This window comes from Tannerella forsythia 92A2 (assembly GCF_000238215.1).
Classification (GTDB): Bacteria; Bacteroidota; Bacteroidia; order Bacteroidales; family Tannerellaceae; genus Tannerella; species Tannerella forsythia.
This window is the reverse complement of the sequence record NC_016610.1, coordinates 3,254,908-3,280,786: the sequence shown is the minus strand read 5'-3', so window position 1 is coordinate 3,280,786 and position 25,879 is coordinate 3,254,908. Positions and strand designations below refer to the sequence as shown.

General features: G+C 42.1%; 28 protein-coding genes and 2 pseudogenes. 13 read left to right on the top strand and 17 right to left on the bottom strand.

The window, feature by feature from the left end; translation table 11 throughout:
• Positions 1 to 42: 42 nt before the first annotated feature.
• Positions 43 to 1,272: a site-specific integrase gene (locus BFO_RS13370; protein ID WP_014226325.1), complete on the bottom strand. Its 1,230-nt coding sequence runs from the start codon at positions 1,270 to 1,272 to the stop codon at positions 43 to 45.
• Positions 1,273 to 1,556: 284 nt separating this feature from the next.
• On the opposite strand from BFO_RS13370, the pseudogene BFO_RS15250 reads away from it, so the two are divergent.
• The 9 genes and pseudogenes from BFO_RS15250 to BFO_RS13335 all read left to right on the top strand — a co-directional run.
• Positions 1,557 to 1,763, top strand: a pseudogene (locus tag BFO_RS15250) (tyrosine-type recombinase/integrase); the annotation flags it as partial.
• Between the two features lie 35 nt (positions 1,764 to 1,798).
• Positions 1,799 to 2,332 (top strand): ORF6N domain-containing protein, encoded by a 534-nt coding sequence (locus tag BFO_RS13365; RefSeq protein ID WP_014226323.1) that lies wholly within the window; start codon positions 1,799 to 1,801, stop codon positions 2,330 to 2,332.
• 26 nt (positions 2,333 to 2,358) lie between these two features.
• Entirely contained in the window at positions 2,359 to 2,817 is a 459-nt protein-coding gene (locus BFO_RS13360) for a DUF1896 domain-containing protein (RefSeq protein WP_014226322.1), read from the top strand.
• Positions 2,818 to 3,412: 595 nt separating this feature from the next.
• A complete protein-coding gene (locus BFO_RS13355) occupies positions 3,413 to 4,057 on the top strand; it encodes a DUF6796 family protein (RefSeq protein WP_014226320.1) in 645 nt (214 codons plus the stop codon).
• A complete protein-coding gene (locus BFO_RS13350) occupies positions 4,054 to 4,626 on the top strand; it encodes a methyltransferase family protein (RefSeq protein ID WP_014226319.1) in 573 nt (190 codons plus the stop codon). The genes BFO_RS13355 and BFO_RS13350 overlap by 4 nt, the downstream gene beginning before the upstream one ends.
• Positions 4,627 to 4,640: 14 nt before the next feature.
• Positions 4,641 to 5,255, top strand: a complete 615-nt coding sequence (locus tag BFO_RS13345; protein WP_014226318.1) for a class I SAM-dependent methyltransferase — start codon at positions 4,641 to 4,643, stop codon at positions 5,253 to 5,255.
• A gap of 40 nt (positions 5,256 to 5,295) precedes the next feature.
• On the top strand, positions 5,296 to 5,811 hold the full coding sequence (locus BFO_RS13340; protein WP_014226317.1) for a hypothetical protein: 516 nt from the start codon (positions 5,296 to 5,298) through the stop codon (positions 5,809 to 5,811).
• Positions 5,812 to 6,409: 598 nt separating this feature from the next.
• Positions 6,410 to 6,712 carry a hypothetical protein gene (locus BFO_RS15750; RefSeq protein WP_157755327.1) on the top strand — a complete coding sequence of 101 codons (303 nt, stop codon included), beginning with the start codon at positions 6,410 to 6,412 and terminating at the stop codon, positions 6,710 to 6,712.
• Positions 6,713 to 6,934: 222 nt separating this feature from the next.
• Positions 6,935 to 7,126, top strand: a complete 192-nt coding sequence (locus tag BFO_RS13335; RefSeq protein WP_014226314.1) for a hypothetical protein — start codon at positions 6,935 to 6,937, stop codon at positions 7,124 to 7,126.
• Positions 7,127 to 7,500: 374 nt separating this feature from the next.
• On the opposite strand, the gene BFO_RS13325 is transcribed toward BFO_RS13335, so the two are convergent.
• From BFO_RS13325 to tssD (BFO_RS13305), 5 genes are all read right to left on the bottom strand, one after another.
• Positions 7,501 to 8,034: a hypothetical protein gene (locus tag BFO_RS13325; RefSeq protein WP_041590964.1), complete on the bottom strand. Its 534-nt coding sequence runs from the start codon at positions 8,032 to 8,034 to the stop codon at positions 7,501 to 7,503.
• Between the two features lie 77 nt (positions 8,035 to 8,111).
• On the bottom strand, positions 8,112 to 8,315 hold the full coding sequence (locus tag BFO_RS15745) for a hypothetical protein (protein WP_157755326.1): 204 nt from the start codon (positions 8,313 to 8,315) through the stop codon (positions 8,112 to 8,114).
• 475 nt (positions 8,316 to 8,790) lie between these two features.
• Positions 8,791 to 9,882 carry a hypothetical protein gene (locus BFO_RS13315; protein WP_014226312.1) on the bottom strand — a complete coding sequence of 364 codons (1,092 nt, stop codon included), beginning with the start codon at positions 9,880 to 9,882 and terminating at the stop codon, positions 8,791 to 8,793.
• Positions 9,883 to 9,892: 10 nt separating this feature from the next.
• Complete coding sequence (tssD, locus tag BFO_RS13310) at positions 9,893 to 10,297, bottom strand: type VI secretion system tube protein TssD (protein ID WP_041590961.1); 405 nt, start codon at positions 10,295 to 10,297, stop codon at positions 9,893 to 9,895.
• A gap of 12 nt (positions 10,298 to 10,309) precedes the next feature.
• Positions 10,310 to 10,735, bottom strand: coding sequence for a type VI secretion system tube protein TssD (gene tssD / locus BFO_RS13305; protein WP_014226309.1), 426 nt, complete (start codon positions 10,733 to 10,735; stop codon positions 10,310 to 10,312).
• Positions 10,736 to 11,272: 537 nt separating this feature from the next.
• On the opposite strand from tssD (BFO_RS13305), the gene BFO_RS13300 reads away from it, so the two are divergent.
• On the top strand, positions 11,273 to 11,656 hold the full coding sequence (locus BFO_RS13300; protein WP_244262924.1) for a PH domain-containing protein: 384 nt from the start codon (positions 11,273 to 11,275) through the stop codon (positions 11,654 to 11,656).
• 354 nt (positions 11,657 to 12,010) lie between these two features.
• Here the strand turns inward: BFO_RS13300 and BFO_RS13295 are convergent, their stop codons facing one another.
• The 9 genes and pseudogenes from BFO_RS13295 to BFO_RS15955 form a co-directional block, all read right to left on the bottom strand.
• Complete coding sequence (locus tag BFO_RS13295) at positions 12,011 to 12,475, bottom strand: DUF3872 domain-containing protein (protein ID WP_014226305.1); 465 nt, start codon at positions 12,473 to 12,475, stop codon at positions 12,011 to 12,013.
• A gap of 12 nt (positions 12,476 to 12,487) precedes the next feature.
• A complete protein-coding gene (locus BFO_RS13290) occupies positions 12,488 to 13,066 on the bottom strand; it encodes a conjugal transfer protein TraO (RefSeq protein WP_014226304.1) in 579 nt (192 codons plus the stop codon).
• Entirely contained in the window at positions 13,060 to 13,962 is a 903-nt protein-coding gene (gene traN, locus BFO_RS13285; RefSeq protein WP_014226303.1) for a conjugative transposon protein TraN, read from the bottom strand. The genes BFO_RS13290 and traN overlap by 7 nt, the downstream gene beginning before the upstream one ends.
• The gene (locus tag BFO_RS16325) at positions 13,955 to 14,278 is read right to left on the bottom strand and encodes a hypothetical protein (RefSeq protein ID WP_014226302.1); all 324 of its coding nucleotides are present in this window, start codon (positions 14,276 to 14,278) and stop codon (positions 13,955 to 13,957) included. Before BFO_RS16325 ends, traN begins: the two co-directional genes overlap by 8 nt.
• A gap of 135 nt (positions 14,279 to 14,413) precedes the next feature.
• Positions 14,414 to 14,575, bottom strand: coding sequence for a hypothetical protein (locus BFO_RS16320; protein ID WP_244262973.1), 162 nt, complete (start codon positions 14,573 to 14,575; stop codon positions 14,414 to 14,416).
• A gap of 7 nt (positions 14,576 to 14,582) precedes the next feature.
• Positions 14,583 to 14,708: pseudogene (locus BFO_RS15895) on the bottom strand (conjugative transposon protein TraK); the annotation flags it as partial.
• Positions 14,709 to 16,024: 1,316 nt separating this feature from the next.
• Positions 16,025 to 16,570 (bottom strand): hypothetical protein, encoded by a 546-nt coding sequence (locus BFO_RS13270; protein WP_014226298.1) that lies wholly within the window; start codon positions 16,568 to 16,570, stop codon positions 16,025 to 16,027.
• A gap of 2 nt (positions 16,571 to 16,572) precedes the next feature.
• Complete coding sequence (locus tag BFO_RS14630; protein WP_099046125.1) at positions 16,573 to 18,030, bottom strand: DUF3289 family protein; 1,458 nt, start codon at positions 18,028 to 18,030, stop codon at positions 16,573 to 16,575.
• 56 nt (positions 18,031 to 18,086) lie between these two features.
• Entirely contained in the window at positions 18,087 to 18,395 is a 309-nt protein-coding gene (locus tag BFO_RS15955) for a hypothetical protein (RefSeq protein ID WP_208854691.1), read from the bottom strand.
• An 88-nt stretch (positions 18,396 to 18,483) separates the two neighbouring features.
• Between BFO_RS15955 and mobC the strand changes: the two genes are divergently transcribed.
• A complete protein-coding gene (mobC, locus tag BFO_RS13255; protein ID WP_014226294.1) occupies positions 18,484 to 20,469 on the top strand; it encodes a conjugal transfer protein MobC in 1,986 nt (661 codons plus the stop codon).
• Positions 20,470 to 20,852: 383 nt separating this feature from the next.
• Here mobC and BFO_RS16735 read toward each other — a convergent pair whose 3' ends face one another.
• Together BFO_RS16735 and BFO_RS16730 are read right to left on the bottom strand one after the other, a co-directional pair.
• Positions 20,853 to 21,275, bottom strand: coding sequence for an ISAs1 family transposase (locus BFO_RS16735; protein ID WP_080561830.1), 423 nt, complete (start codon positions 21,273 to 21,275; stop codon positions 20,853 to 20,855).
• Between the two features lie 33 nt (positions 21,276 to 21,308).
• Entirely contained in the window at positions 21,309 to 21,509 is a 201-nt protein-coding gene (locus BFO_RS16730; protein WP_394329991.1) for a transposase family protein, read from the bottom strand.
• A 465-nt stretch (positions 21,510 to 21,974) separates the two neighbouring features.
• Between BFO_RS16730 and BFO_RS13245 the strand changes: the two genes are divergently transcribed.
• Together BFO_RS13245 and BFO_RS13240 are read left to right on the top strand one after the other, a co-directional pair.
• A complete protein-coding gene (locus BFO_RS13245; protein ID WP_244262923.1) occupies positions 21,975 to 23,306 on the top strand; it encodes a radical SAM/SPASM domain-containing protein in 1,332 nt (443 codons plus the stop codon).
• A gap of 11 nt (positions 23,307 to 23,317) precedes the next feature.
• A complete protein-coding gene (locus BFO_RS13240; protein WP_041590957.1) occupies positions 23,318 to 25,663 on the top strand; it encodes an outer membrane beta-barrel family protein in 2,346 nt (781 codons plus the stop codon).
• The last annotated feature ends 216 nt before the right edge of the window (positions 25,664 to 25,879 follow it).

Here is a 25,879-nt window from a genome sequence, read left to right as displayed (position 1 = left end):
TTGTTTTTTGATTTTCACTCTGTTTTCTATATGTCTGTGTGTTTATAATATGAGTTTCAAATCCTTTGTTGCTTCGATGTACTTGTCCATATCCTCGAAAAGCTTCTTGGGCGTAATCTTCGCATAGACCTGCGTAGTTTGCAGGTTGGAGTGTCCCAACATCTTGCAGATGGTCTCGATAGGAACGCCGGCTTCCAAGGTGATCAGTGATGCAAATGAATGTCTGCCGGCATGGTAGGTCAGGTCTTCCTTAATGCCCGCAAGAACCGCAAGGCTTTTCATCAGACGGCGTAGATTGGGATGGTACAGCATGGGAAAGAGTGTCGGACGAGCATCATCCCTGTACTTCTCTATCAGGTCAAGGGCTTCGGGCAGCAGCTTGACACAGGCACGAAGCTCGTTTTTCTTGCGGCGGTATTTGAGCCACAGACTGCCGCTGTCATCCGTAAACAGATTATCCCGTGTAACGGAAACGGCGTCGGCATAAGCTGTTCCGGTATAGCAGGCAAAGAGAAAGAGATCTCTTGCCAAGATATGGGAAGTGCGATGTTCTGGGATTTCTAAGTCACGGATTTTCTCAAAGGATTCCCGGCTTAGGGCTTTCGGTGTTTTCTCCTTTTGTTGGGGAAGGCTGAAGTGGGTGAAGAAGCATCTGTCGGCATGTCCCTCCTTGTAGGCTTTTCGGCATACCTTCTTGACGATAGCCAGATAGTGCCGGCAGGTATCTATGGCAAGTCCTTTATCATCCAAGATGAAACTCTGATAGTCATGAATGAACTGCTCCGTCATCTGACCGAAAGCGACGTCTTTGGTGCTAAACTCCTTTTCGATGAACTCTGCCAAGGTTCTCCGGGTATAGATATAGGCAGGGTAAGTTCCCTTTGCACGGTCTATCCCGATGCGTTTCCTCAATTCCTCGCAGACAATGTCCGTCATTCCCAACAGAGTCATCTGCGTTCCGAGACTTCCTTGAAACAGGTTTTTGACGGCTTCCGCATCGAAGTCTGCTTTCCTATCCACGAGCGTATCAAAAGCAGAGTGAATGGAGAGCAGCAGCTTGTCCAGATTTGCATTGGTCTCTACGGCTTCATGACTCTTGCCCTTCAGACGGCTTTCACGAGGATTCCATAAGTCGGGAGTACAGGAAATTTTGCAACTGAACTGCACCATCGAATGATTGACGGTGATGCGTCCCATAATGAGCGCTTTGCCCGACTTGTCGGGTCTGCTCTTTTTGAGGTAGAGCAACACTTTGAATTTTTCTATTTTCATACGCTTTAATTTTATGGGCAAAATTACCCGTTGTTAAAGCGTCCTTTGATAAGCAAAACGTTGTGGAACATAGAGATAGAACCTACTCCAGAAAAATCTTTCCTTTTTCGTTACCTCGCCCCACTGGGGAAACTGGCGGATAACGGTTTGGTAACTGAAAGGATTCAATATTCCGTGCCGAATTGCTTTCCTGCCACACTCGCAGCATATAGAAAATCGACTAATTTACAACATGTTACCGGTTTATTCTCTATATTCTTCCAAATCCTTAAATGGACGATATTTTCCATTGTTTACGCCATACATTTGCCACGATGTCTTTGAGTAAAGGCGTTCCCATCGAATCCGTGTCGAAGATGCTGGGACACACCAATATCAAAACGACGCAGATTTACGCCCGTATCACCAATAAAAAGATTGAACAGGACATGCTCAAGCTATCGGATAAGCTGGATATATTCAGATCTCCGGTGTCACAAGCAAAACAATGACTTGAAATTCAATACAAATTCTATAAATCAATGATATGAATACAATAACAGCAGATGTAAGCGTCATCCGGAGTAAAATTCTTGAGATTCGTGGCAACAGAGTGATATTGGACTATCATTTGGCCGGACTCTACGGTGTGCAGACAAAAGTGCTCAAACAGGCCGTCAGGAGAAATTTGCAGCGCTTCCCGGAAGATTTTATGTTCGAACTTACCGAAAACGAATGGACGGAACTGGTCACAAATTGTGACCGGTTACCCGAAACCCTCAAGCACAGCTCCGTTGCTCCGATGGCTTTTACCGAGCAGGGAGTAGCCATGCTATCATCGGTGCTGCGCAGTCCGACAGCAATAGAAGTGAACATTGCCATCATGCGGACTTTCGTTGCCATGCGTCGGATGATTGCCGGTTATGAAGAACTCAAAAAGCGTATCGAAGACCTTGAAGTAAGCTGTAATGTGCAGTTCAGTGAGTTGTACACGGCCCTGACGGAGTTGTTGGAGCAAAAAGAAAAAGCGGAAAAGCCTCGTAATCCCATCGGCTTTATCATTCCCAAGCAAGAGAAATGATCACCGTAATTAAATGAGGAAAGAAGATGAAACAGGAAAAGAAAACCTTGTCGTATTACCGACTCAGACTGGAAGTTTATCTGAAAGACTACCATCCGCAACTGCTCGGTGACGAAACGTTTATCCGTGAACGTTCCGAAGCTGCTGCAAAAACGTACGAAGAAGCCTTCCTGCAAGACAATCCCATCGGCATAGCCGAAAGCATGGCCATGGAAGTATTGCTTAGAGGACTGCATTTTTCGCCGTATCAGTTTATCGAACAAATCATCGATAACGAATTTGCAAACGAAGTTCCCGCCGAACTGTCGGGAAAACTCTCTTTGCTTCTGTTGGAGCACAAAGAAGTCAAAGATACCTTCGACCGTTACCATCCGGGAGACGACTTCGATGAAAAGTCGGAATATGACCGGCTCTATACCGAACTGACCGGAACGATCGCTACGGTCATGGAAGAGCACGATTTGCTAAAGGACATTCTCCGCTAGCCCGATCAATCTCTTCTCGACAACCTCTTTTTTTTTAAGGGATAGCTTCACACATGGGGCTGTCCTTTTTTCTTTTCCGGAGAGTTTCGGGAGCATCTTTTCCGTCTCCAAATCTTCCACTTGTTGTCTTCGATCCCGGACTGCCGATAATGCAATGTATCACAGTCCGTATTGAAGGCTGACGATGTGCAAAAAGACCCCGGCAGAAAGTCAGGTCGTCCTTACATGAATGTTAGGTCGACCTTACAGGCCGTTTAGGTCGACCTTGCAGACCGTTTACGTCGTCCTTACAGACTGTTTAGGTCGACCTAACTGAACGATTAGGTCGACCTAAAACAAATAACAGGTCGTCCTAATGCAGATGACAGGTCGTCCCGACACATCAAAATCCCTTCATGCGATGGGTCGCAATCCGGCAGAGAGCCAATGCCAAACAGATTATTAAAGGTTGAATTTTGAGGATATGAGTTACTGATTGACGAATCGACAAACCCTAAGAAATAGGGATTCCGGACTGTGAAAATAGCCACTATTGGCGATTGCAAACGATATTCCACTTGTATAGTTTTGTAAACTCAAATAATAAGAAAAAGGTATGGATAAAATACTCAGATTGACCGGATATGCAGGAATAACGGGTAGCCTGCTGATGTATACCGGCGACATGTTGCTGTATTTTACGACACAACCCATTCCCGATTTGGAAAAAGATCTGTTGCCTTCTATGGGCACAGTGCCCTTGGAGCGTCTCATTGCCGGAGGGATAATAGGCCCGTTGGCGGCGGTTCTCTACATCATCGGATTCTACCATTTGTTTCTCAGGGTTAAGAAAGCGCGACGAAAAACAGCCTGCTGGATGCTTGCTTCTCTATCCGTAAGTATAATTGTCGGAGGTGCTTATCATGCCTTCTTCCCGGCTTTCGGCATCGTATCGTCGCAGGGACATCCCGAAATCATCGACCATTTTCTCTCCTATATCGGCTGGTTGGGCGGTTTTTCTTTTTTCTTAATGGGAATCGGATGGTTGCTCTTTTCTGTATTGGTGCTGCAAAAGCAGACTTCTTTTCCTCGTTGGATAGTTTTCGCAACACCGTTGATCACCATCTGGCTCAATTTCCTTTGGAAAACGCTGCCGCAACCGTTTCTTCTGTTGATAGCGGGCGGATGGAATAATCTGGTGTATACCCTGATTTTTGCCGTATCGCTGATCACATTAAAAAAACAATATCATCCCCGATGACTATGAGTGATTTTTCGTTTTTCACCACGTTGCAAGCCGGATGGCTGAACGCATGGATACCTTCGTTCGGCATGGTGCTGATACAGTTTATATATATGGCAATCTTCCGTGAGGGAGGAAAGCGCGCGGTGGACACCTCGTGGTACACGGCCAAAGACAAGGCGAACGCCTCTGTCAGTACAATCCTGCAAATTGCCATATTGGTGCTTTCCGTTTTCGTCCCGTTCAAGTTCGGTACGGCATGGTTTCTTGCGGGAATGGTGGTTTACGTGCTTTCGCTGGTGCTCTTTGTCCGGGCTTTTCACAACTATGTGGCAACTCCTGCCGGAAAGACCATCAAAGGAGGAGTCTATCGTTGGTCGCGCAATCCGATGTACTTTTTCTTTTTTACGGGGATGCTCGGCGTTTGTATCGCTTCCGCCTCGTTGTGGATGCTACTCGTCATGATACCCTTCATCATTGCCACACATTTCCTCATATTGGGAGAAGAACGCTATTGTGAGGAAACCTACGGAGAGGAATACCGCGAATACAAGGCCAAGACTCCTCGTTATTTCTTGTTCTTTTAGCTGCTGAATAGAAGATGAGACTGTTCAAGAAGTTCATAAGCAATTGCCGCAGACCTGAAAACAATTTCTGGGGAAAAATGATGCTTGCGGGGATGAACTACGGCCATAATAAAATGGCTCTCTGGTGCATCGACGAATGTATCCGACCGTCCGGTGAGGAGGATATTCTCGACATCGGTTGCGGCGGCGGGCAAAACATCGCCAACTTTCTGACAAGGACGAAAGGAAAAGTATGCGGAGCGGACTACTCGGCGCAGAGCGTGGCAAAGTCCGTTGCCAGGAACAGGAAAGCTGTCCGAGACGGCCGGGCGGAAATCATGAAGGCCTTGGTCTCATCCCTTCCTTATGAATCTGCGACTTTCGATCTTGCAACAGCTTTTGAAACCATCTATTTCTGGCCGGACATCGTCGAGGATTTCAAAGAAGTAAGGCGTGTACTCAAGCCGGGCGGCAGGTTTGCCGTCTGCAACGAAATGGCTTCCGAGGTAGGAAACGAGCGATGGATTTCACTCTTGGATATGAAAATTTATACCCCGGACGAAATCGTTGAGAACATGACGAAAGCAGGGTTTACACAGACCTCCGTATTTACGCAGGGTAATCGTATCTGTGTTATCGGGCATAAATGAATACTTGACCTACTCCGATTGCCTCCAAATCATTATCGAAATGAATCTGATAAAAGAATTTAGCACTGCTCTCTGCAGCGAAAAAAGAAGTGAACGAATCCCCGAAGAGCTCGATTTCTTCGGTTCTTTGGTGGGAGAATGGGAGATCGAATGGACAGACCGTTTGTACGACGCAACACCCAGACGGGTAAAAGGCGAATGGATATTCTCTTGGGTTTTGGACGGGACTGCCATTCAGGACTTGTTCATCGTCCCGTCGCGTTCCGAGAGGTTGATAAACAAACAGCCGGATGCCGAATACGGAACCACACTCCGTATTTTCAACCCGAAGACTTCGGCATGGGATATTTTCTACGGTTGTACGGGCGAAGCCATCCGCTTGACAGCCCGTAAAACGGGAGATAACATCGTATTGACCGAAAACACGACCGGCAGAATGAGGTATGTTTTTTCCGATATGACTGCCACCGCTTTTCATTGGCGCAAAGAGCAACAAAATAAAAACGGAACATGGCAGACGGTCGCCCGGGTCGTTGCGACGAAAAGAAGAGAATAGATTTGAAGTTTTCAAGAAATTTGTATCAGATTGGTGTGTAAAAATTAAATGAATGTCCGTATATATGCCTAAAATTAATTATATATTGCTGATATACAGAAATCTATTTCTCTCTCCGACCTATACATCTAAATTATTGTTGTTAAATAGTTTAATAGAGTTTTTAGGTGCAAAAACGGATATTCATTAAAAATTATTACTTTGGGTTATAAATGAATTTTATATTGATGATGTAAGCAATCCTAACGGACTTTTAAGAGTATTGACTTCAAAGCAATTTTTTAATGGAGGGAAAATAAATACTCTACGACTTCCGATTCCAATTAGAGTTAGGATTATTCCGGGAAGTAGAATCCTTATAAGTACAGAAGCTCGCTACAGGCGCAACGAGAATGGAAAATGGGAACCGTTAGACTCTGTAAATCGAAACCAGATCTTGTGGAATAAATTCCTCCCGTGGGCAAATACAACGACACAATTAGAATTAGATAAATTGGAAAAAGACTGGGAAATGAAAAAAAAATTATTGTACACCATTTCCTTTTTTATATAACTGCTCTCTGCGGTCAGTTGTGTCAATAGAGCGGAAAAGAAACGTTTGCATGAAATTTTCGAGCAATCGAAACGTGTACCCGAATACACCAAAGTTGCAGCTTTTGTAAATTCATTGGAATTTAAACAAATATGTTGTGATGAATTTGCCAATGCAACCTTGGAAAGGCTATGTCCGAGTTGGCGGGATTCGGTTTCCATTGATTTTCGGACGGCCTATTTTTATCCGACACGTGATACATGTACCATGTTCTATACCATGGATTTGAAAATAAAAGATTTGGATGTAGAACCCCAAGCTATCGGTTCTATTTTGCTGTGTTTTGGTGAGCTATTAACACGGCGATAATATAACGTTATTTTTATTTTGACAAAAATATATTAGTCAGACATTTAATAGTTTCAAAAATCACGAAATAGTCCCGTCGGGTTAATAACACGAAAGGAAGGCGGATGGAGAGTAAAGATTGACACTGTGCAGCCTTTTCCCCTTGAGCAATATTCAGATCTCCTATCGAATCAATCCGATACGGCTTCGACGATTCGTATAAACATCGGAGGAACGGTATATATGCCCGAAGGCATTGCATTTGCCTATCGCAAAGAAAACCAAAAGAAGAAATATCTTGATTACGATGAAAAAAACATCGTTCCCAAAATGTTCTGCATGGAAAATGCACACCTCCTACCCGCAAGAATGGAGGATTTTCTTTGGCAGCAATTTTGGTTTGACAAGGACTGTCCGCAAAAAGCAAATTATTAGACACTTCATGAAAATACGACTCATCTTTTTTCTTGGTTTAACCTTGCTTCTATGCTTCGGTTGCACGAGTAGTAGGGATGAGGAGAGATTATGCGAAATATTCGAGCAATCCAAGAAAATGCCTGAATACGATGAAATGGCAATATTGGTCAATTTTCTGAAATTTAAACAAATATGCTGCAACGAATTAGTTGCATTGGATGCACTGTATCCTGCTTGGCGCGATTCAGTTTCCATAAACTTCCGCTCGCTCCATTTCTATCCGAAATCGGTTCACAAAGGCGTAAAACTGTTTACATCGTACTATCATCCACGACAATTTGGAGGGAAGAAAATTGATTTCCAATGCATAGCAGATGGGAATCATAACTGTATTAAGATTTAATAATTGGGCGATGGAAAGCATGAAAAATGCATAGAGTCCGGCAATATCGCTCTTCCACTTTATCTGGTAAGTTGAATATATTCTGTAGTATATGTAAGAGAACATAACACTTGGTCATCCTTTCTAAACATACCATAAAACGACCAAACCCAAAATAGGCAGAATTATAACGAAGAAAAGAGTAACAAAAGTCTTTTGTTTTTTTTTCTTTGGAGGAATCGCGATCAAATTTATCAATGAGACCTTGATAATTAGCGTCTTTTACCCCAAACACATAACGAGTATTTATTGCCAATATTATATATCCAATCAACAACGCCAACAACTTTCCCAAAATGGAATTGTCAAAAAATATCTTTAACGCAGGAAACAAGCCAAAAGAGTAAAGAAACCCCACAAAAAAAGCAAGATGAATAAATTTTACTGCTGTCGCCACACATACTGCTGCGAATGCCGGATTTGGAGTTTTTATTTTTACTCCAAATTTGTAAGACAAATAAAATGTATATTTATAAATATTCATAGCTTATTCAATTCTTTTTACCTTGTTTAAATTCCGGCTGTTTTCGTTGTGGCATATCTATAATTAGCGACTTTTTCTTAATCATTCGGAGGTTTTACTATACGTGTACTATCTGCTTCTATAATATAGGGATCTTTACGAATGGGTTGAATAATAGGACGATCAAACGCACCAATTAAATCAAGAAGCATATAACCCGTATAAATCCAACCGACAACAGGCAGGTACAATAAAACAATAGACACACCTATTCTGAGTTCACCTTTTAAACTTCGATTCAAATCTTGCTCTATAACTCATTCTTCTTCTGAATCAAAAATTCCGAATTATTGTCGGATAATTCACTTTCTCAATATTATGCTTAGTATTCTTTGCTTCCCAATTGCCTAAATAATGGAGGACGGTTAATCCCAAAACAAATGAAATTAGCAGATACAGCACTACTAAATATCCATTTCTTTTCTTTTTATATTTAGATTCTGACTTCCATCTATTGTGTAATTTATCATAATTAGTAATCTTCCAAAAATAGATTGCATTGCAGGTTATGAAGCCGATATGTACTATCATCCACGACAATTTAGAGGGAAGAAAATTGATTCCCAATGCATAGCAGATTGGAATTATAACTGTATTAAGATTTAATAATTGAGCGATGGAAAGCATGAAAAGTGCATAGAGTCCGGCAATATCGCTCTTCCACTTTATCTGGTAAGTTGAATATATTCTGTAGTATATGTAAGAGAACATGAAGTGTCAATATTTTTCGAATTTATCAAAAGTCTTGGAAATAGAGTCCCTTGACTTGCCTATTTCAAGAAGTTGAGGATGAGGAGCCACATAGGTGTTATCTCGCACAGCTTCAAATGGGTTCGCGCGCTCAGGCCTTTCTATAACACGCGCAACCGGCTGGTCAAAAACGCCCAATGCATCAAGCCCAAAGTACACACCCGAAACGGCCCAGCCCCAACCAAGTATAAACCCAATTGCTCCAAAAATCAAATCCGCTGAGTTTTTTAATGTAAATCCTTCTTCCCTAATTGTGTACATCGTAATAATAACTCCAACTGCATTCAGTACGACCCCCCCAGTACGAACCGCTTTAACAAGCCTGATTTTAGAGGCAGCATTGGCGGACACTGGTACTTTTTTTCCATTTCTAAGTGCAAAGTCTCCTGATTTTGTTCTTTTCCATACACTTGTTGGAATTCCCTTATTTTCTCCTGCACGGGGAATATAAAGTTCACTATTTCTGCTAAATAAGATATTCTCCCATGCAGAATACCCCAACGATACGGAGCCCGTTATAAAACTGGCTTTTTTGAGATTTTCAGAAGTAAGTATATCCCACAAATTATTTTGGCCGAATGTATAGGGCATATCTCTCAAAGAGCCTTGCACAAGATGATATTCATTGGTTTTGATATTTGAAACCTCAAATTTATATTTTAAGGTTGATCCGTCATCATTTATTATGAACTGGACTTTAGTATTATCGGATGGAACAGATAAAAATTTATCATTCCCCATATTAACCAATAATGAGCCGTCGAGCCGTGGTTGTACTAAAAAAGAGAGAATATCCTCCGTTTTTAGATTCAAACTTCTCACAACCGCCTCTGGAGAAGTATCCAAAAGCTGGGTGGTACACATATCGAAAAAGCCGGTTCCCTGGCAAAAGGGATTAGAGGGATTATAGTTTGTAGAAAACGAAGTCATTATTGCACCTTTTTGCGTAAAGGCATACCCCAATCCGATCACAAAACCCTCATACGGCTGTTTGGTCATTCGGTAGAAATCAAAAAGCTCCCGACTGATATATTTATTATTGTATTTTGGCTGTGACATATTACTTCATTCAATCAATCCAATCGTTATATAAGGTTGAGGCTCCATTGATTTGAATAGATTTAGGGGATATAAGCAGAGACGTTTTTACTCCTTGGTTTATTTCTTGTACCAGCCCAATACAATACGCCTCTTTGAAAGTAATACGCAAGGGAGGTGTCCCCGTTTCATTCCTGAATGCAATTTCGCCGTCTTTACGTGACCATTGGTTAGATGCCCAATACAATAAATTGTCATCCGGTATTTGAGAGAGAACTGCCAATAGTTTACCACCACGTACTTCAGCTTGTGGCTCACCTTTTTCATCAGTGGACTGCTCAAAAGTGGTACTGAATTGACACAAATTGTACGTTTTCCCCATAAACACTAAAACCGCGGTTAAGTTTCCATCGGGCTGTATGAGACTAAAATCCATAACAAGTTACGATTATATGTTCTTCCAATTGTTCTCAACGACTGTATTACCTACTGTCATTTTTTTTGCTCGTAGGGTAATTCGGGTAGAGGCATAACTATTTCCTGATTCCAAATAGCTTATGTCCATCCCTACGCAAGCGGCATTCTCAAACGAGATTTTTTGCAAAGGAGTATCATTCATGTCACAGAGAACAATAGAGCCATCTTTATATTTACGAGGATTCAACATCCAATCAATAATTTCATCAGGGGGTAAGTTGGCAAAAGTCAGCAATAGTGTCCCACTTCGGACTTCACCCTGAGCTTTTCCACGAATATCAATTGCTTGGTTATATGAATAACTAAAGCTGTTCAATTCCATTCCACTTGCCAGCAATCCTTTTATGCTTGCATCATCCAGCGAACCGATGCGTAAAAAACTTCTGTGTCCAAACATAATTAGTCAAATCTTAAGGGAACCATATCCCAAATTTTCGCATTTCTCAGAAAGAGCGATCTTTCTTTATTTCTAACCTGTATATACACTCCTTCCAAAGCTTAAAACCACACAATTGTACAAAAAAACGCTTGAATATCCAAAATATATATCTTTGCGGACCCTAATTCCTTCTAATACCCCCGATTTACCCACATTGTGAAGGAGGGGTGTAACGGCTATACTCTCAAGGAGCTTCAATGTGATATGATTTAATTATTTGGGATATGCTTAGAAGATTAGGCCGGAGCATTCATAGCCCCCCTTAGCCCCTCTGACCTCAAAGGCTAACGCGATAATAGGCAGATAGAACTGCGTAAATACAAGCAAAGAGAGATTTATTCACAAAAAATATACTAAACTTATATCTTTGGACGCTATAAGTTCATTGATACGGTAAACTTGTAATTAGTTAGGAGCTACATAGACAAAACATTGCTGACGGGTGAAACCGTTACATACAAAGCCCAAGTGCATTGGTGGGTTTTTGTTTATCCGATGAAATTCCTGTTGTTCGGACTGCTGCTGATATCCTTTTCACCACTCTACATCAAGATTCCGGGTTATGTGCTGATCGCTATAGCCCTATGGGGGATTATCAACAGCTACCTCGGCCGGCGCTATGCCGAATACGTCGTAACCAACAAACGGGTGATTTTCAAATTAGGCCTGATTCGTCGCAGCGTTGTCGAATTGCAGCTGAACAAAGCCAAAGCCATCGCTTTCGGAGAATCGTTCTGGGGACGAATTTTCAACTTCGGAACAGTGGTCGTAACTACCGGAGGCGCTACCAATACCTATCATTATATCGCCGATCCTCTGAGCTTTCGCAGAGCCATCAGCGAAGAGGTAGATAAGCGTTTCGGCAAAAGCAACGAATAAACAATAAACAACAGGGCAACCGCATCAAAAATTTCGAGAAAATACAAGTTGCTAATTTTCAAATGATTGCATTTCGGAGATTATACTCAAAGATAAAGAATGCACTCAAAACTATAATTGATAATCAGGCACTTATATTTTGATGCGGTTGCCCTGAATAAACAAGGGATATTATTCCATTTACCCGGAAACCCGTTATCTTTGCATCGTGTAGAACCTGCCAAGCCTCTCATTGCGATGCTCAAATGGGCAGGTCGTTTTATTTATGAACTCTTTGAACAGAATGAAAGCGCCTATCCTCTCGGACGGGCGCCTTCGATTGATTAAGAACAAAAAAAGGAATTATTGGAGCGGTCAGGTGCGATAACCGGCTTCTCGCTCTTTATCCTCGTCCGATTCTTTGTGATTAAAATCCAGAACGATCGTTTGCGATTGTCCATGATTGTCCTCGAAGACGATTTCGAGCGACTGCCGCTCTTTGCTTCGTGAGGTATAGTAGAGGCGGAAGTCTCCCCTACCCACCGGATAACGGTCATTGGGTTTGAGAGCAACCCCGCGTCCGATCCGCAAAACGCCTTTCCCTTCCGTTTGAAAAAAATGCATTGTATAGCGCGTTCTGGAAAAATCGCCTTCCGAAACGAGGGTACAGCACGCTTCCACGGTTTCGCCCTGTTTGATTTGTTTGGGAACCGGCATCGTGCTTACTTCAAACGGAAAAACCGTCTGCACGTCCAGCTCCCGATTACAAGCAGATAAACAAAACCCGGCCATGAGCAATACTCCCATCACCCACAGCGCATCGATCCATTTTCTTTTCATCGTTTCATTGGTTTAGAGGTTTATACGAAATCCCGCCGAGAGAGCGGGACGAAAGAGATTCACATCCGATCCGAAACACAAGCGTCCCTGAGCTTTGACGAGCAGCAAGAGACTGTCCGTCAGAAAAAGCTCCATCGACAGATGCACGGCGCCGCCATACACGAAGCCCGAACGATCCAAGAGGCGGGCTCCGTCGGGTAAAAAAGTTCTCTCCCGGTAAAGTTCTTCGTAACCGCCTAAAGCGGAAATACCCGCACAGACAAAGAGATTCTTCCCGCCATCCGACAGTACGGGATGCATATAGCCGACCTGCAGGAAGGCATCTTTCATCGGCACACGATAGCTTCGATAAGCCATATCCTGCTGCTCATATTCGGCGGCGAGAAAGGCATAGTTTTCGCTTTTGAGGTAGCGGGTAAACGATATTCCGACACCGAAATGATCTTTTCGAAAGAGCCTCTCTCCGTTGATAACAGGCAGGCTGCCCGTAATCTCCATCCCCTTTTGTCCGGGAATCAGGCGTTGTGCGTACGAAGGAGTGGCCATTACGACGACACAGACGAGTAAAAACAGACACTTCTTCATCACCATCGGAGTTTCAGGTTATCGATTCGTTCGGCTCGCAACAGGTCTTCCTGCTGCACGCGGAATGTCAGGGTTCGTCCACCGTTACGCTCGTAAAGCGTTACTTCCAGCTGCTTGTCTTCGGGCAGGGAGAACTGCTCCAGCGCAAAGACCGTCCGTTCGGACGTCTTCCCCCTGATCCATGCCACCTGATGGCAGGCGCGAAGCGGCTGCAAAACCTGCTCCTGAATCGCTGTGCGTTTGGCCACCTTTTTATCCACCACTTTGAAGGTGATGAAGTCCACCGAGTAAGGCATATTCGTCTGATTTCCGATAACGATGTGGAAGAAAAGCAGCCCGTTGTGTGCATACAGTCCTCGAAGGAGAAACTGCATGCCGAAATGCCGCGCACCGATGTGCTTGACCGTTCGCTTATTATGCTTGTAGATGGTTTGCATCATCAACTTCACAAGTACAGGCGACTCGTTGCCCAATTCCTTGAAGTAGATGTCGGCACGGTTCGAAGGCAGGTGTCCTTCTCCGGGATACAAAAACTGCGCTTCGCGCCTGTCCTGGCTGCCCTCGGCATAGCTGGAGCAAGCTCCGCTCTGCCCTCGTTGGCACAAGAAGTCTTTCATCTCCACATTGAGTTTCTTCGGCTCTTCGGCATACTTCACATTGTAGGAGTAAAATGAACCGTCTTCACAAATGACCGACAGGTTGGTCTCCGTTTCAAAATTCCGTACGGCAGCCTTGACACGCAGCACGTTTTCGGCATCTTCCGCTTTTCCGGCAATCAGGTTATTGCTTCCCAGATCGACATAGCGGATGGCGGAAGGAAAAATCAGGTGAACAGTCTTTTCAAAAGTCACCTCCAGTCCGTAAGGCAATACGACCCGGCCTTCGGGAATCGCCTTACTCATTCCCCGGTAAATTCTCCGGAAGAAGCTCCACAGCGGGTAAAGCCGTCCGTTGCGCTGTCGCCGCTGTCTTGGGTGCGGGAGCATCGGCCGGGCGTTCCTGACTTCGGGCGTATGCATTCCGGGAATTTGCATCACCGGAGGCCGGGAAGTATTTGGCTGCCATCCGGTAAGATTTTTCGAGCAGTTCGAGATGATCGATCTCCTCCTCTTTTTCCTCCTTGAGAGTTGCGAGTTCGGAGCGTATCATGTCCGGCTCTTCCCACAGGGCTTCTTTCTCATAGTCGTATGCCGGTGGCTCGTAGAATGAATGTACCATCTGCGACGTTTCTTCATACCGGCTTACCGACCGCTCGATCGGATGAAGCCCGTCCGAAGCGGCCTCTTCCGAGAGTTCCTGCTCCCGTGTTTCGTCTTTCTTCTCGAAATAGTCGTAGAGGTTGCCGAGGGTCTCCTACCGGTGGGATTCCTTTTCTTCATCGCGCCCCAGTTCATAGCCTTTCAGTTTATCGTCGGGCAGTTCCCCGTCGGTGGCTTGCGGAACGGTATCGTTAAGACCTGCTGTCCTCTCTTCCTTTTGTCGCTCTTCGGCCGAAGGAGGATAGAGCCGTTTCATCGTTTCCGGTTTGAATGTCCTGATTTTGCAGCACGGTAAAACGTTCCAACAGGAAACCCTGCGGATTGTTGTCCGAACGAACGGAATTGATCAGGCTGCATTCGGTGATAAGCGACCGCTCCGTGATTTCCGATACTTGTCTATGTAAACAACAAAACATTATGTTTACGAAAAACGTTTTTTACTCTTAAAGAATACAGAATCAATCTTTCCGGACGTGGCAACACGTCATATTTTTTGTTTTGTGAATAACGCCCCGAAGGCTTGCATAGCCCTTCGGGGTGTCTTTTTAAGACTTTACTCGTCCGCACACTACGAGGGAATAAACCGCATACGTCGACCCTGACAGAAAGTCAGGTCGACCTAACCGAGCGTTTAGGTCGACCTTACGGAGCAAATAGGTCGTCCTTACAGAGCGGTTAGGTCGACCTAAAACGGACGGAAGGTCGTCCTAACCGGAGCGGCACGTCGTCTTTGCAAAACGAGAGAAATGCCGATTGCGTTTCTCTCGTTTCTCTTTAATAAAGTTTGTGGATGGCAAGTAGTGAGAAAAGCAATATAACGAGCGTAATGAAGAGTGAGAACAAACATAAAAATCGTGGTAGTGCAGTCCTGTACATCCGATAAGAACACCAAAGAAACCGGACGCCGAATATCGCTAATGCGGCAAATACCAGATAATAGACTCCGTATTGTATGATGGGAGGAGAATATAGTTCGGCATCCATTCTTTCCATATTTCGTTCGGGGTCAAACCACATACCATGCACTATTCCCATGACTGCAAGGGAGAGAATCGGAACTAATAGTACGCCGGATAATCTTAAAAAAGGTTTTATTCTTATCTTGATTATTTTTTAGGAAGGCTCCTTCCAAATTCTATGCCTTTCTTATTTGCTTCCATGTCAAGATTATCCCAACCTTTATCTATCGTCTATAGATTCTTTTCGGCAGATGCAGATAATACTTCATGTTGTTTTTTGTTTAACAGTCAATAGGTATGAGATTATAATACCTGCAAAAAAACCGATTCCGCCATATAGGACAGTTCGTAATATAAATATGGGAGTGCCAACAACATTGATTAACACCGTTTTTAGTGGCTCCTCTATTGGAGCTGTATCTGCATAAGACACCAATGCGTCCCAAAAAGAGAATGAAAACCCTATCAATATCCCCACAATTGAAAAGATTAGTTTTCTCTTATTCATTATATATAATTTGTGGTGTATAATTCGTCTTTTCATCTCTATACTCTATTAGAACTTTTATGTTTTTCTTTCTGTGTAGAATCAGGCCAATTCCACACCTACCGTTTCCAGGCGTTAATGGGCATCTCGTAAATCTTGATGGGGCTGAGACGGCATTCAAGCGCAACTGCACCGCATAAAACAACAATAAATAGGAATCCATACAATAAGATTGCTCTTCTTTTCTTTTTCATACAGATCATTCTTCACTCTTTCTCGGATAGCAAAGATATTTGTCATTGCTCTCAAGCAGCCGTATCGAAGAAATAATATGCCATGTGGAATCGCTTATCGGGACAACATAGTATTTGCCACCGACATATATATTAGCTATTTCATCTTCTACTACCCATAATATCCTATAAATTCTTCTATTACCATGATCTATTATTATATCTGACCCGTCAGGTTCTTCTCTATAGTGTTTATTTACAGTCCAATCTCTTTTATAAAAAGAACGAGAATACATGCTTTGGTATTTCTTCAAGGTGTCAATACTCATAGTTCCTTCAGCAAAAGCCATTACACTATCTAAAACCTGTTGCTCCGGTTTGCCAAGATGATTGTATATCACATAATTTTCTTCTTTTTGTGTAGAATCAGGCCCGTCCCACACCGGCCGTTTCCATGCGTTAATAGGCATCTCATAGATCTCAATAGGGCTGAGATAGCATTTCAAGGCGAAAATACCGGCAGCCACAGCAAGTAACAGCACACCGTACAGGAAGATTTTCAGCTTTTTCATTATTAAAAAGTTTGGTTTTTAATGGGGATTATACAGGTCATCTTGGTCAGGAAGGGTTTGTAGCCTCTCACATGTTGCAATACATACCAAGCCCGAAAGCCGGCTATTGTTCCATACTTGGCAATGTCGGCTGCATCCAAGCCATAGTTGTCATACACGATTATCCTCAAGTTACAATTGAATGTATTCGGAGCAGTCAGTTTGTAATCGTCCACGTAGACTTCGTATGCCGAAGTATCATCCACGGCCAAAGTCATACCATTGAGTTTATCCTTTAAGGTGTTGAATTTAGTTCGGTCTGAAATAATTTCTCCTTTTTGCAGTATATATATCTTATTTATATTTCCCAAAATCTTTCTAAGTTGTTTTATCAAATTGTCTAAGACTCCCTCACCCTTTTGATAAACAAACGTATGGAATGACGGATGCTCTTTGAGTTTTTGATCCATATAGGCGTTGGAGAAAGGAGTGCCTGTACTGCCTTTGAAGTGACCGATCAGAGTCGTCAGCAACTCCCCACCGCCGGAGAGGCTCCCCATACCGGCCAGCATATACATGTCGGCAAAAAGCTCCTTGTCGGATGCTTTCAGTTGGAGGCCGAAAAGACGGTGCATCCTGCGCACTTCTTCGGGCGTTTTGTCGGCGCACAGCATATCTTCGGCCGTCTCGCCTGTCAGCGTCTTCCCGGGCCTTTTCATCGAACGGGCAAAGAGGATGGATTTGGGGAAACGTTCTACCGTCGTTTTTACGCTTACCTCCTCATTGGGTTTCCTCAGGTAAGGCATGACGGTAACATCTTTTCCCGTCCACTCGGGCTTGATCGTCAGTTCGAGCGTTTCGCCTCGCTGCGATAGCAGTTCGTCCCTGCCGTCTACCCGGACAAGCCATTTGACTCGCTCACGGTCGCTTGCGCCGATCGTCGCGAGGTTATACCCCGTCACCGTGTATTTGACCGTGTGTGTCGGCAGAGCAGTTTCTTCACCTTTGACGGAAGTAACCAACGGAGACGGCGGAGTATGAACCGGAGCCTTGAACAATGGTTTTTCCGCCCGATACTCTCGCCAAATGCTGCTGTTGCGACGTTCTATGCATACGGTACGATTGAAATCCAAACGTATCGGGGAGATCGAGACGCACATCGTCACCGGTGCACCCCAATCATCATACTGCTGCTCCGAATAACCGACAAGATAGGCTTCGTCGAATTTCAATTCCCTGACCATCGTATCTTCTTCCGACGGGGAAATACGGAGATACCCCTCGATCGTGGGGGTATTCTCATCCGTCATCAAAGCAAAGACGCCACTATCGCGTTCCGACTCGAACTCGACATCGATAGTACCGCCGTACAAATCCGAAGCAGGCATGCCATTGCTGCTGACCCTTCGGGCAAACCGTTGCCGATAACGCAGCACCCGATATTCACGCCTGTTGATACACAAGACTGCTCTGATACTCATGAATGGTAATCATTTTGTTATACGCCTTCAAAGGTATGCAATAATTAACAATAATATTAAAGAAAATCGCCCGCATTGCCAGGCATGCCCGCCAAAACGAGCAGGGACGTATTTACGGCATCACGTTTATCTCGGACGAAGCCGGTATCGCTGCCAATGGCTCGCGCTTGGGGAAGGGCTATTCGGCCCATGTCTTTAACGATTACTTTCTCGGGGGTGAGAATCCCTTCCTTGATTACAGGCGGCAGGAGATTCGGGAGCTTCCCACAGTGCGTTCTGCTCCGGAGATGTTGCCGGAAGCTGAAACCGGCGATGATTGTTACGATGAGCCGGTCAGAACGGATGAGTCGGGAATCGTCGTTCACGGGATCGATTATAAGGAGCTGGCTTTCCAGCGAAAGCTGAGAAACAGGCGGCATAAACAGGATATAACCGGAAAAAGAAGAACATAAGATGCAGAATGAAGATGATTTGAGAGGACTGGCCAAGACGATGGACTTTATGCGCGCCATCGCCATCCTTTTTACGGTAATCAACGGCTACTGGTTTTGTTACGAGGCTTTACACGAATGGAAGATTACCATAAGCGTTGCAGATACCATCCTGATGAACTTTCATCGAACGACGGGGCTTTTCTCTTCCATCCTTTGGACAAAGCTCTTTGCTGTGGTATTCCTCGGACTTTCCTGTCTGGGAACGAAAGGTGTCAAGGAAGAACGGATCACCCGGCGCAGGATCGGGGTCGTATTGAGTGCCGGAGCAGCTCTCTATCTGCTGAACGGATGGATACTGAGCCTGCCGGTCGGCATAGACCTTCGGGCTGTCTGCTACCTCCTTACCCTGGCCGCGGGATTTATCTGTCTGCTGATGGCCGGCTCCTGGATCAGTCGCCTGTTGAAGTACAACCTGATGGACGATGTATTCAATGTGGAAAATGAAAGTTTCATGCAGGAAATCCGTCTGATGACGAACGAGTATTCGGTGAATCTCCCGACTCGTTTTTATTACCGGAAAAAGTGGCGCGACGGTTGGATCAATGTCGTGAATCCTTTCCGCGCGAGCATGGTGCTCGGTACACCGGGGTCGGGAAAATCCTACGCGATCGTAAATAACTACATCAAGCAGCAAATCGAGAAGGGATTTGCCATGTATATCTATGACTATAAATTTCCCGACCTTTCCGAGATCGCTTACAACCATCTGCTCAGACATCGGAAGGCGTATGAAGTGCAGCCGAAGTTTTACGTAATCAACTTCGATGATCCCAGAAGATCGCATCGTTGCAATCCGATCAATCCGGATTTTATGTCCGATATATCGGATGCTTACGAATCGGCGTACACGATCATGCTGAATCTTAACCGCACGTGGATTCAGAAGCAGGGGGATTTCTTTGTGGAGTCGCCGATCATCCTGTTGGCGGCTATTATCTGGTTCCTGAAGATATACGAGAACGGCAGGTATTGCACCTTTCCGCATGCCATCGAGTTTCTGAACAGACCTTATGCGCAGATCTTTCCTGTTCTGACTTCTTACGATGAGCTGGCCAACTATCTTTCACCCTTTATGGACGCATGGGAAGGCGGCGCACAGGATCAGCTTCAGGGGCAGATCGCTTCGGCCAAGATTCCGCTTTCGAGGATGATTTCTCCGGCACTTTACTGGGTAATGACGGGCGATGACTTCTCGCTCGGCATCAATAACCCGAAAGAACCGAAAATCCTGGTCGTGGGCAACAATCTCGACCGACAAAATATCTATTCGGCGGCACTCGGTTTATACAACAGCCGGATCGTGAAACTGATCAATAAAAAGAAACAGCTCAAAAGTTCGGTGATTATCGATGAGTTGCCCACCATCTACTTCCGAGGGCTGGATAACCTGATTGCTACGGCTCGTTCCAATAAAGTGGCAGTCTGTCTGGGCTTTCAGGATTTCAGTCAGCTTACCCGCGATTACGGAGACAAGGAGAGCAAGGTGATTCAGAATACGGTGGGAAATGTTTTCAGCGGTCAGGTCGTAGGTGAAACGGCCAAGACGTTATCGGAGCGCTTCGGGAAAGTCTTGCAGCAACGCCAATCGATGACGATTAACCGGAACGACAAATCCACCTCCATCAGTACGCAAATGGACAGCCTTATCCCGGCCAGCAAGATCAGCAACCTGATGCAAGGGATGTTTGTCGGTGCCGTTTCGGACAACTTCGATGAACGTATCGAACAGAAGATTTTCCACGCGGAGATTGTCGTGGACAGTGCAAAGATTTCCGCAGAAACAAAAAGCTATAAACCGATCCCTGTGATTGCAGCGTTTACGGATGAGTCGGGACAGGACTGCCTCAAAGCATCCATTGAAGCCAACTACAAGCAGATAAAACAGGAGATAATCTATCTGGTTAATGAAGAAGTAAACCGTATTTCCGCCCTGGCTAAAAGCTAGAAAACAAAGATCGACTTCAAAGTTAAAATAATAACGTGATAAGTCTAAGACCATATCAGGGCAACCGCATCAAATCTTGAGCAGCTTTGAATAATCTCTTTCGTAAGGATAGCTTGTCTTTGTATTGCGATACGATGGCTAAAGCAAACTTCCTCAGGGTATTTAGGTTGGTTGCTGAATAATCCTTCCGTGCTCGACAAGCGTCTTCCCTAAATGTTACATCAAGAGCCAATGCAAGCGATTCCCAATGCTCCAAAGCCCTCGAATATATCGCCCAAGCTATTCGCAGTATTCGGGAGCCAAACTGCTGATATAATACTGTTTTTCTGCAGGACTCTCACCCTCCGGATTACTTACCATACGCTCTACTTGAATTAAACTTCTTAAGCCTTGCCACTGAATATATTCACTCTCATTAAAGACCTCTGTGGCTTGCAAAGCTGTGTAGATACGCTTCTCAATACGACCATGATCTTTCTCCAAGGTTTCGTAAGTATGATGTTTATATTTACCTGTAAAATTAGATTCGACATCCTCATACAAATGTTTCTGGTTGCCCTTGAGACTAAAACATAGTCTGCATTTGATCGAATAATCTGCTCTGCAATCGCAGTTTGTGTTCCCATAGCATCAATGCTGACGACTGCACCTGATAAATCGAGGCTATCCAAAACTTCTGGAATAGCTTGTAGTTCATTGTGTTTCTCCACAACGGTTTCTTGTATCAGGCTTAAGCCCACTTCATCAACCCAAGAGAATACGCGTACACCCTCTTCTCTTCTTGGATCCACGCAGACATTTACCATCTATAGCGATATGCTTACCCTCTAGATCACTAATCAAATCTTTACCATAATTTCAAGACAGGCATAGAGAGACTCAGGCTCAATGCGTTGTAAAACCCTCTCGAAGATGTCTACGCTCGGACAATCATTAGGGAGTTCCACCAAGAGGACGAAGCGAAGTTTCTCGCTCTGAACAAAGCTCATGCATAGACTCAAGCCCTCTCCTCCATACAGATAAGCAACCAAAGCAATCACCAATATATCGCTTAACTTATGCTTACAACGACCCACGACGCGAGGATCTTATATTTCAGAAAAATAATCTTTCACATGTATAATCCAAAGATACACACATTTTGATGTGGTTGCCTTGAATACCATATTGTTGAAAGACAGGGCGATCGTATTTGTACCGTTAATACACATCTAAACATGATGATTGCTATGCTCAGTTATCAAAACAAGCACGAATTAATGTGTTAGAGATATAAAATTATAGAAGAAAGAGGGCAAGTATACGGTATAAACTTTCAAATGTGATAGCCCTGGTTGAAATTGAAAGAGAAGCAATGGTCTTTATTTGTTAATAATCTATAATTAAGCAGAATCGACTCGTGTCATAAAAAATAAATTCACTACATTTGTAGTGAATTTATTGGGGAAGCGATATGGTTGTGTATAAAAAATCATGCCATAAGTGGTTTTATAAAAAAAAAAAATATGGTCTTTTCTAAATACAACTTCCTTTTCGAATCATCTAAATATGGATGTTTATTATATAACTCGGTATCTAATGCATTTATTCGATTGGATCGAAACTCTTTTGAAGAATTAAAAAAAATAGAACAAAATTCAACCTTGATTAATAAACTCAGCGATTCGTCGCTGAAAAAATTGAAGGAAGCGAAAGTAATCGTAACCGATGACAATCAATTCTTCTATAACAAAAGAATGAACTTCTACTTTAACACTTTCGATGCTGTTAATTTAGGATTAGCTATTGCTCCTACGACACACTGTAACTTTAGTTGTTCATATTGCTATGAAGGTAGTCGTAAACCTATCTATATGACACCTGAGGTCGAAAAAGAAATAATCAAATTTATAAAAAGATATGAGCGGGTTAAGAATCTCAATTTAACATGGTACGGAGGAGAGCCGCTGATGGGTTTTGAGTCAATTAAAAGGCTTTTATTTGACATAAAAGAGATATCAGATATAAAGCTGTGCCATCATACAATGACTTCTAATGGATATTTGTTAACAAGAGAGAAATCATTATTCTTCAGAGACTATCCATTGACATGTATACAAATCACCATTGATGGAAACAAACAGGCTCATGATAATAGGCGTACATTGGCTCCAAACCGAATGCCAACCTACGATGTGATTGTAGAAAATATTGAGCAGTTTATTGATTTAAATCCAGATACGAGAGTTGCTATTCGTGCGAATCTAGATCATTCTAATTCTGAAACATTTATTGAAATTTTCAAAGAATTATCTGATAGATGGAAAGGTAGAAATGTCATTGTTTATCCAGCATTTGTAAAAGACTTTCAATCCCTTAATCGTGAAACAAATAAGGATAATTTTGCAGCAAACGGTTGTCGAGATATCTGTTTTACAACCTCAGAAAAAATGCAGTTCTTTGAAAAGTTACATAAGAAATACGGTTTAGAAGTAAATTTTAGACCAGAATATACCGTAGGAGGTTGTGGTGCCACAATTGTAAATTATTTTGTGATAGGGCCTAAAAGTGAATTGTATAAATGTTGGAATGATATTGGAGATGAGAATTTCATTGTAGGAAATGTTGTAGAAAATAAAATAACTAATTATGAATTGCTATCTCGTTATATAGGGGGACCCAATATGATGGATGATCCAAAATGTTGTGAATGTAAATTATTTCCAATATGTGATGGGGGATGTGCATGGAATCGTCACAAGAATATATTCAATGGAGCAAGCATGCAACTATGCAGCAGTCGCATTAGTAATCCGGAGAAAGCATTTGAGCTATATTATGAGCAGTTAATAAAATAATTTAAAAGGATATGAGGACAATTCTTTTAATAATGATAGTTTTAGGATCGACCTGTCAGCTTCATTCTCAAATCCAGAGTCAATCAATGACATTAAATGGAAAGGTTATTGATTTGGAAGATAATAAAAATATAGATTATTTTAATATTGAAATAATTACAGATTCAACGGTTGTACTTCAAGGAAGTTTTCTGGATGGAAAATTTACATTTAAATTGCCTGGTCAAAAAAAACACAGGTTAAAGATATCGTCCATGGGGTATGAAGATAAGATTATCGACATAGATGGCAATGGAAGTACCATGGACGCTTTAATTTGTTACATGAAAAAAAAGACTATAGATCTGGATGAAGTTGTTGTAACAGCCCTTAAACCTAAAATTTCGATAAAAAACAATAGTTACATCCTTTCTGTAGATAAAACTTACCTTTCTAATGAAGCCTCTATCAATAATGTTATTACAAAATTGCCATTTGTTCTTTTAGACTCAAATAATAAAATTTCTATTTCTGGGAAAAATAATGTAGTAGTTTACATAAATAATCGTAAAGTTCTATACACGCATGAATTAGAAGTTATAAGTCCGGCAAACATAAAGGATATTCAATTAATAAGCAATCCTGGTTCTCAGTATGATGCAGATGCAGATGCAGTTATTATCATCAATACAAAAACAAACAAACAAGAAGGATTGGAGTTGTCTCTGAAAACTACAGAAACCATTTCCAATGCCTTTTCATGTAATATTAATCCCAACATCAATATTAATTATGAAAAAATAAATCTGTACTTAGATTATGTATATTCGAATAACAAAGGAAAATCAACGGAAAACACATTGACAAATAATTTATCAAACGGCTACAAGAATAACATTTATAATAATGGTTATTATAAATCAAATAATCATGCTTATACGATTGGGGTCGATTTCCCTATTAAGAAGGGCCGACTTGCTTTTCAATTATTAGGTTGGAACAATCGAGCAAAACCTGAAATCAAAATCAACAATTTCTATATAAAAGGTATGCAGGAAAGCACGATCAAGACAAATAGAAGCCCTCTGTCTGATGAAGATCATTATGATCTTAGTCTTTTATACGAAAAAGAATATCTTGATATTCACAAATTTAACTCATCATTTAATTATACATTACATAATAATAATTCGAAAGAAAAAATAACAGAATACTATTCACAGGATAATATTCTTAATCATAAATATGACTTCAGTGGAAAAAACAAAGCATTTGACTATCAGATTAATTATAGTTTGCTGATAAAAAAAATAGAACTAAGACTGGCTATGGGGACTAAAATTTCCTATGTCTCAAATAATTCCGACAGTCGTTTCCTTGAAAACAATATTGGATGGAACAACAACTTTACATACAAATGTGACTTCAAAGAGTTTATCCCTGCATTTTTTTCTAATATCGAAAAAAAAATCAACAACATAGATCTTTTTGCTGGATTGAGAATAGAAAACACTCATTTTAAGGGTAATCATGCATACACACAAGTTATAGATACTACATATATTAATTTTTTCCCTTCTTTAGGATTAAATTGGGCTGTAAACAAGAATAGCAAAATAAATTTCAATTATACAAGAAAAATCAGTAGACCATCATTCAATAATCTGAGTCCTAATATTAGATACGATAATGTTTTCTTTTATCGACAGGGAAACCCCTACTTGTTGCCTACTATTACAGATGATCTTTCTTTATCTTATTCTTTTAAATCAATTCGACTAAATGCCGGTTATAGGCACAAAAAAAATGCCACTATTTATAACTATTATCAAGATACCAATAATGAAGGCGTTACTATTGTCAAGCTGAATAACCATAAATCCATTAAATTTGCATATGCCAATGTGTTTTATTTGTTTAAGTCGAAGAACTTTACCTCATCGAACAGTTTTATTTTCACTAAGCCATTCGCAGAATTAGCATTTAATGGCAAAAAAATAAAATTAGTTCGCCCTGCATATTATTTTAAAACATCTAATGATTTTATTCTATTAAAGAACATTTCTTTTTATATAGATTTCTTGTATAACAATCTAGGGGAGACTTTATTAGAGAAAAAGGAAGGCATGTACAATCTTTCGATAGGAATATCTGGGAGTTTTTTTGATAAAAAACTGATTCTCAATATTGTCGCAAACGACATTCTCAATACATATAAATTCAAGGATTATAGGCTTTATGGTATCTATGATGTCATTCATGAATATTTTCCTGACAATACTTACGTACAGATTAATGCTCGTTATAATTTTTCTTTGGGTAAATTGAGAAGATTTAAAGTTCAAAATAACAATTCTTCTATAATCAGAAGATTATAAAAACGAGGGAATTCATCTTGCAGTTATAAACCGCTCCCGGTGATTGCAGAGCTTACGGATGAATCGGAATAGGACATCCCCCCAAGAGACCATTGAAGCCAATTGAGACCATTGCACAAATCCAGCTCACCAATACCGAACAAGTTTCCTTGTGTTTTTTGAGCATTTAGATGTGTTTTTCAGCTTGGAGATTAGTCCCCTTAACCCGTTCCTCAA